This window comes from Pseudoalteromonas sp. ESRF-bin5 (genome assembly GCF_002632075.1).
Taxonomy (GTDB): domain Bacteria; phylum Pseudomonadota; class Gammaproteobacteria; order Enterobacterales; family Alteromonadaceae; genus Pseudoalteromonas; species Pseudoalteromonas marina.
Window position 1 is genome coordinate 38,035 of the sequence record NZ_NTLW01000271.1, and the last position, 7,502, is coordinate 45,536.

A 7,502-nucleotide genomic window follows, 5' to 3' on the forward strand; every position below is an offset into this window, starting at 1 on the left:
TACATGCGTTAAAAAATTCTTATTTAGAACAGCTAAATTTGGTATCAACTAAAAACGGCAGCCAATGGCTGCCGTTCTTTATTTAAAACAGTTCTTCTTCTGTTTTAGTGTCTTCTTCAAATATATCTGTTGGTTGAGACATTACGTATTTTGTGGGGGCGGTGCCTTTGTCAAAATACTCAAAGCGACTGGTGTAATCATTTTTATGACTTAATAAACCGGTTTCTAAATCAATCCGAATAGACACTAAACCTTCTGGCGGCTCTATGGGGGCTTCAGGTTTACCTTCAAGCGCAACTTTCATAAACTCAACCCAAGCTGGCTGTGCTGTTTTAGCGCCAGATTCAGCCCCTGATATTTGCCCGCTATCAAGATTATTATTATATGAAGTTCTGCCTAGCGGGTTGCCAGGGTTATCAAAACCAACCCATACCGAGGTCATAACATTTCGATTAAAGCCACTAAACCAAGTATCTACAGAGTCATTAGTTGTGCCTGTTTTTCCTGATAGATCACGACGGCCTAATGCTTGAGCGCGCCAACCTGTTCCTGACCAACCCGTTTTATGTGACCAGTTTCCGCCTCCCCAAACAGCGCTATGCATTGCTTGAGCAATTAAAAATGCATTTTGTTTTGATATGACCTGAGGGGCACATTTTAATTGTGGCGTATCAGTATTTTGTTGTGGGAATAATCCAGTAGTATTGTCTGGGGTTAATGGCTGAGCTGAAGTGTCGTCACACACCACTGAAGGATTAGCTTTAAACAAACTATTACCGTAAGCATCTTGGATTTCTGAGATAAAGTACGGCTCAATCAAATGCCCACCATTCGCAAATGCACTCATACCGCGAGCTAGTTCAATTGGAGTAATTGAAGCACTGCCCAGTGCTAAGGATTCACTGCGGTTAATGTCTGAATTTTTAAAGCCAAACTTTAATAAGTGATCTGCTGTTCGTTGCAAACCAACACCTCGGAGCAAACGGACTGATATTACGTTTTTAGATTGTGCTAACGCGCGACGAATTCTAATCGGGCCATTGTAAACAGCCGGACTATTCTTAGGTCGCCATGCCACACCTTGGCTTTTATCCCACTGATTAATTGGCGCATCGTTTAAAATTGAGGCGAGCGTATAGCCGTTTTCAAGCGCTGCAGAATAAATAAATGGTTTTATGTTTGACCCCACTTGGCGCTTTGCTTGAATAGCTCGGTTGTATTGGCTCTGTTCAAAGCTATAGCCGCCAACAATGGCTTTAATGCGGCCATCTTGTGGGTCAAGTGAAACAATCGCGCTTGATGCTTCAGGTAATTGGCTTAATTCATACTCGTTATTGCTGTTTTTACGCACCCAGATTTGCATTCCTGGCGTTAATATTTCAGTTGCCGTAGTTGGAGCAAAACCTTGGCGATAACGAGTTATATATTTGCGTGCCCATTTTAAGTTGTCCCAATTCAGGTTTATTTGCTCTGCATTTTTAAGCAATACTGTGGCATTTTTTTCATCCACGTTAATGACAGCAGCTGCTTTCAGTGTACCTATCTCTTTGGCTTCATTAAGTTTAGCTAGTATTTTATCTTCACTTAGCGCTGATTGTTTTTCAGGATCCCATAAAATAGCGGTAGGGCCTCTAAAGCCATGACGCATATCGTAGCTATGAAGATTATTAACTAGCGCGGTTTGCGCCGCTTTTTGTACTCTAGACTCAACAGAGGTAAATATCTTAAAGCCTGAATTATATGCCTTGTCTATTCCGTAACGTGAAACCATTTCTGCACGCACCATTTCAGAAATGTACGGTGCGTATAAATCTATTTCAGCACCATGAAAGTAAGCGGTAATAGGTTGGCTTGTTGCATCATCATACACGTCTTGTGTTATGTAGTTTTCAGTTAATAAACGACCAAGTACAACATTACGGCGTGCTTTTGCACGGGTAGGGTTACGAATTGGGTTTAACGCCGAAGGCGCTTTTGGCAAGCCAGCAATCATCGCCATTTGAGCAAGCGTTAAGTCTTTTAACTCTTTACCGTAATAAACTTGAGCGGCAGCTCCAATACCAAAGGCGCGGTTACCTAGCTCGATTTTGTTTAGGTAAAGCTCTAAAATTTCATCTTTAGTAAGTACATTTTCTATATGTAGAGCGATGAATATCTCTTTTATTTTACGGATATAAGCTTTTTCTCGGGTTAAGAAAAAATTACGTGCAAGTTGCATGGTAATAGTACTAGCACCTTGTTTTTTCTCGCCTGTAGAAATAAGAACAATAGCAGAGCGAACTATGCCAATAGGGTCTATACCTATATGGTCATAAAAGCGATTATCTTCAGTTGCTAAAAATGCATCAATTAAAGGTTGTGGGATTTCATCAATAGTGACCGGAATTCGACGTTTTTCACCAAATTGATTGATCAAAAGGCCATCTTTAGTGAATACTTGCATAGGAGTTTGTAATTGCACGTCTTTTAAAACTTGCACACTGGGGATATCAGGTTTAACGTAGTAATAAAGACTGACCAAAGTTATCAGACCGATTAACGTACAAATGATAAAAAATTGTAAAGTTCGTTTTAATAAAATCACTTATATTTCCCTAAATGGACTCCCAATTGCGAGTTTGGACTGATAGTATATATTGATTAAAAAATGAATAATATTTTTTCAGAAAAAAATTATAACTTGTTTATTATTAAAACAAAGGCCAAGTTGCAAACATGCTAAGTCAACTATTTCAAAAGCCGTCGCCAATGATGGTAGGAATTGATATCGGATCGCACTCGATTAAAGCGGTGCTTCTGAGAGAAATTGAAAGTGGATTTCGATTAGAGGCCCTAGCAATTGAGCCCATGCCTAAAGGCGCCATGAGTGAACGAACAATTCAAGATATTGAAGCGATTGGTAATGTAATAACAAAATTAAAAAGAAAATTACCTAAGTCACTTAAAAATGCAGCAGTGGCGGTGTCAGGGCAAACGGTTATTACAAAAGTAATTTTTATGGATGTGTCGTTAAGTGATGCAGAACTTGAATCTCAAATTGAAATTGAAGCAGATAGTTTAATACCTTACCCCCTTGATGAAGTTAGCTTAGACTTCGAAAAGCTTTCTACTAACGAAGCTGATCCGAGTAAAATGAATGTATTACTTTCAGCAGCCCGAACAGAAAGTGTTGAAGCACGTGTTGGCGCATTAGAAGAGGCTAATCTCGATACTAAGATTGTTGATGTAGAAAGCTACGCTTTAAGCCGTGCGATGGACGTTTATTATCAACAACTACCAAGCGATGCCTTCAATAAGTGTGTTGCTGTTGTAGATATTGGTGCCGTACTCATGCTTGTAAGTGTTGTGCAAGCTGGTGAAACTATTTATACACGTGACCAGGTTTTTGGTGGTGATCAATACACAAATAGTATTGTTAACTACTACAACAAAGGGTTTGATGAAGCTGAAATAGGTAAAACATCAGGCGACTTACCACCTAACTATACCTTTGAGGTATTAGCACCATTTCAAACAGCGTTGCTTCAGCAAGTACGTAGAGCGGTGCAAATGTTTTTAACAACGAGTGGTAAAGAACAAATAGACTACATTGTGCTTACCGGTGGAACTTCTATGATCAAAGGGCTTGATCGCTTATTAATTGAAGAATTAGGTATACACAGTGTTGTTGCAGAACCGTTTGCAAATATGGAAATTTCGCCAAAAGTAGATCGTAATGTTATGCAGCGTCATCGAACACAGTTTGCAATTGCAACAGGTTTGGCATTAAGGAGCTTTTCATCATGCCACATATAAATCTATTGCCTTGGCGAGAACTGCAGCGCGAAGAATCTAAAAAGAAATTTGTAACCATACTAGTTGGAATTGTTTTAGCTTGTTTTTTAAGTATGTACTTATTAAGTATGTTTTACACTGCATTAAAAGACGGACAAAACTTAAAAAATAATTACTTAAGTTCTGAAATAAGCATGCTTGATCGAAAGATCAGTGATATTAGAGAATTAGACAAACGAAAAGAAAACCTACAGCAGCGAATGCGATTAATCGAAGAGCTGCAAAGTAGCCGTAACCTTGGCACACAAATTATGGATGAAGTAACAAAAATAGTACCTCAAGGTATTTACTTAACAAAGCTGGAGCGCAGAGGGAACCAGATTTATGTACTTGGCCGAAGTGAATCAAATAACCGTTTATCTACCATGATCCGCCAGGTACAAAGTTCATATTTGTTAGAGCGTTTGACCATGCAGGATATTGTTGCAGGTGATCAGTCTTCGCGTTTACTTAGTGACTTTAGTATGGAGTTTTACGTAAAACCATTTGACGAGATTGGTGAGGTACGTAATGAACCTTGATTTTAAAGCGCTTGGCGAAATAGATTGGAATGAAATTGAGTTAGACAATATTGGTGATTGGCCTGCTGCTGTAAAAGTAATTTGCTGTGCATTTGTTGCTGGGCTCATATTATTTTTTAGCTATAGCCTGTTAGTTTCTGACGAGATTGATAGCTACCATAATGCGGTATCAAAAGAGGTCGACTTAAGAAGTACCTACAGAACAAAATACGCTGTAGCGAGTAAGCTAGATATTTATCGCCAACAAATGATAGAAATGGAAGATAAGTTTTCTCAATTACTTAAGCGGTTACCGACATCAAACGAAATACCAGGCTTACTTGACGATTTATCTTATGTTGGCACAACGAGCGGTTTAACATTTTTAAAAATTGGTTGGTTACCTGAAGTAGAGAAAGAGTTTTATACCGAGCTACCTATCAAAATAGAAGTAGTAGGTACTTATCATGAATTTGGTGAATTTGTTGGCAAAGTTGCTCAGTTACCACGAATAGTTAGTTTGCATGACTTTTCTATTACGTCTTCTGGCGAAAAACAACTAACATTTAGTGTTGTTGCAAAAACTTACCGTTATGAAGAAGGAGTTAAAAAATGAGGCTCCTTCATTTAATGCCGATATTGGCTAGTTTTGCGTTAGTGGGGTGTAACGACGATACCTCAGAACAAAAAGAGTTTATTGACCAGGTAAAAGCGAGCACAACACCTAAAGTTGAGTCGATTCCTGAACTTACTCAATTTGAGATTTTTGAATATAGTGCAGGTAATTTACGAAGTCCATTTGTGGCACCTCAACCTGAAATAATTCAGAACAAACTGACGCAAATAAAAAACTGTTTACATCCAGATCCAGACAGGCGCAGAGAGCCATTAGAAAAATACCCGTTAGATAATTTAGCAATGAAAGGTACAATTGGTTCAAGTGGTCAAGTTTGGGCGCTTATAACTGCTGCAGATGAAACATTACATCGTGTAACGATTGGTAATTATTTGGGTAGTTACGATGGCAAGGTAAAAGCTGTGAGTAACGATTTTATAGAATTAGTTGAATTAATCCCTGATGGGTCTGGTTGTTGGAAAGAGCGCCTGACTAAACTGGAAATGTTAGAGGCGGCAACTGATGGCGCAAATTAATAATAAAAAAGGTAAAAATAACATGCATAAGGATGTTCTTTGGTTTAATCGCATTGCGAGAGCTTTATTTGCAACAGCCGCTTTGGTTTGTGCTAACAATGCTTTGGCAGGACCATTGCTTTACGATGTACGTTATAACCCATTACTTAAAGGTGAAACCGAATTACAGCTTGTTTTCGACGAAGAGATAACTTTAGAACCGCAAATTCAAGTATTTAACAGCCCAGCGCGTATTGAAATGTTTTTTGATACTGCAGAGTTAGAATTAGGATTAAATGACGTTGAAGTTAATCAAGCAGGTATTAGTAGTGTCACCAATGTGTTATCTGAGCAAGGTTTAAAGGTAACAGTTAATCTAGACAGATTAAAAATGTATGAAACAGAAGTTAATAACAACTTAGTTTCAATACGTGTATCGGATAACCCATTAACCGGTTCAGTAACTGAAGATGAAGCCGTTCTGACAGGTGATGTGAGTGGAAACTACATTAACCGTATCCAATCTATTGATTTTAGACGTGGTGAGAAAGGTGAGGCAAAGGTACTTGTATTTTTACAAGACACTCAAGCTGCTATAGAGGTTCACGAAAGTGGCGGCAAAATTTACGCAGATTTTCACCATACAGATATTCTGGACGATCTACTTTATGAGTTAGATGTTTTAGACTTTGGTACCATTGTTAGTACTATCGAAACATTTAAAGAAGAAGGGCGAAGCCGCGTTGTTATAGAACCTAATGCCGAGTTTACATTCACGTATCAGCAAATAGACAATATTCTTACCCTCACAGTTGAAAAAGATGAAACTCAAAATGCTTACCTAGATGGTGGTAAAGAGTATCAAGGTCGACCAATGACCTTAAACTTTCAAGATATTTCAGTCCGTGCAGCGTTACAAATTATCGCAGGCTATAACGACTTTAACTTAGTAACAAGTGATTCCGTTACCGGTAACATTACCTTGCGCTTAGATGGCGTGCCGTGGGACCAAGCACTTGATGTCGTATTACGTATAAAAGGGTTGGACAAGCGCATGGATGGTTCTATCTTAATGGTAGCGCCAGCAGAAGAGCTTGCAGCCCGTGAAGCAAAAGATCTAAAAGCAAAGCAGCAAGTTGAAGATTTAGAGCCGCTTTACAGCGAATATATGCGATTGAATTATGCCAAAGCTGAAGACTTTGCTGACTTACTTAAAACAGATATTAATAGCATCATTACTCCACGAGGAAGTGTGTCGGTTGATCAGCGTACTAACACTTTACTCGTTAAAGACACTGTTAAGAGCATAGAAAATATTAGACGCATGATTGAAACCCTAGACATACCGGTTCAACAGGTTGTTATTGAATCTCGTATGGTAACAGTGCGTGATAACGTAACTGAGGACCTAGGTGTTCGTTGGGGATTTAGCGATCAGCAAGGTAGTGATGGTATATCTGGTTCTTTAGAAGGCGCTGAAACCATTTCAAATGGCGTAATCCCTGACTTAACAGATAGATTAAATGTAAATCTACCTATTACAAACCCAGCGGCAAGTATAGGCCTCCACATAGCAAAACTCGCCAACGGGACATTAATCGATTTAGAGTTAAGTGCGCTTGAAGAAGAGAATAAAGGCGAGATTATTGCAAGCCCGCGTATTATTGCTGCCAATCAGCAAAAAGCGCGCATTGAACAAGGTACTGAAATACCCTATACAGAATCGGCTTCTAGTGGTGCAACAACGGTAAGCTTTAAAAAAGCAGTACTTAGTTTAGAGGTGACGCCACATATAACGCCTGATAATAAAGTAATTTTAGACTTAATTATCACGCAAGATACACGTGGCGATACTGTACAAACAGGTACCGGTGAGGCCGTTTCGATAGATACTCAAGAAATTCAAACACAAGTATTAGTTGAAAACGGGCAAACTATCGTACTGGGGGGCATTTTCCAACAGCAGATAATCAACACTACAAATAAAGTGCCGGTGTTAGGTGATATTCCTTATGTTGGTAGGTTGTTTAAAAGCAC

General features: G+C 38.9%; 6 protein-coding genes. 5 read left to right on the forward strand and 1 reads right to left on the reverse strand.

Annotation, left to right across the window (positions count from 1 at the left end; all coding sequences use genetic code 11):
• Positions 1-82: 82 nt before the first annotated feature.
• Positions 83-2,584 carry a penicillin-binding protein 1A gene (locus BCG07_RS16730; RefSeq protein ID WP_286891192.1) on the reverse strand — a complete coding sequence of 834 codons (2,502 nt, stop codon included), beginning with the start codon at positions 2,582-2,584 and terminating at the stop codon, positions 83-85.
• A 131-nt stretch (positions 2,585-2,715) separates the two neighbouring features.
• On the opposite strand from BCG07_RS16730, the gene BCG07_RS16735 reads away from it, so the two are divergent.
• The 5 genes from BCG07_RS16735 to BCG07_RS16755 all read left to right on the forward strand — a co-directional run.
• A complete protein-coding gene (locus tag BCG07_RS16735) occupies positions 2,716-3,795 on the forward strand; it encodes a pilus assembly protein PilM (RefSeq protein ID WP_006793098.1) in 1,080 nt (359 codons plus the stop codon).
• Positions 3,783-4,355 carry a PilN domain-containing protein gene (locus tag BCG07_RS16740; RefSeq protein WP_286890228.1) on the forward strand — a complete coding sequence of 191 codons (573 nt, stop codon included), beginning with the start codon at positions 3,783-3,785 and terminating at the stop codon, positions 4,353-4,355. Before BCG07_RS16735 ends, BCG07_RS16740 begins: the two co-directional genes overlap by 13 nt.
• On the forward strand, positions 4,345-4,950 hold the full coding sequence (locus BCG07_RS16745; RefSeq protein WP_006793100.1) for a type IV pilus inner membrane component PilO: 606 nt from the start codon (positions 4,345-4,347) through the stop codon (positions 4,948-4,950). Before BCG07_RS16740 ends, BCG07_RS16745 begins: the two co-directional genes overlap by 11 nt.
• Positions 4,947-5,486 carry a pilus assembly protein PilP gene (locus tag BCG07_RS16750; RefSeq protein WP_286890230.1) on the forward strand — a complete coding sequence of 180 codons (540 nt, stop codon included), beginning with the start codon at positions 4,947-4,949 and terminating at the stop codon, positions 5,484-5,486. The genes BCG07_RS16745 and BCG07_RS16750 overlap by 4 nt, the downstream gene beginning before the upstream one ends.
• Positions 5,473-7,502: type IV pilus secretin PilQ (locus BCG07_RS16755; RefSeq protein WP_286891194.1), on the forward strand; the 2,030-nt coding region annotated here is incomplete at its 3' end. The genes BCG07_RS16750 and BCG07_RS16755, both read left to right, overlap by 14 nt.

Excerpts from the sequence above, each read along its gene's own strand:
- BCG07_RS16735 (WP_006793098.1), top strand. The coding sequence starts at position 2,716 with ATGCTAAGTCAACTATTTCAAAAGCCGTCGCCAATGATGGTAGGAATT.
- BCG07_RS16740 (WP_286890228.1), top strand. The coding sequence starts at position 3,783 with ATGCCACATATAAATCTATTGCCTTGGCGAGAACTGCAGCGCGAAGAA.
- BCG07_RS16745 (WP_006793100.1), top strand. The coding sequence starts at position 4,345 with ATGAACCTTGATTTTAAAGCGCTTGGCGAAATAGATTGGAATGAAATT.
- BCG07_RS16750 (WP_286890230.1), top strand. The coding sequence starts at position 4,947 with ATGAGGCTCCTTCATTTAATGCCGATATTGGCTAGTTTTGCGTTAGTG.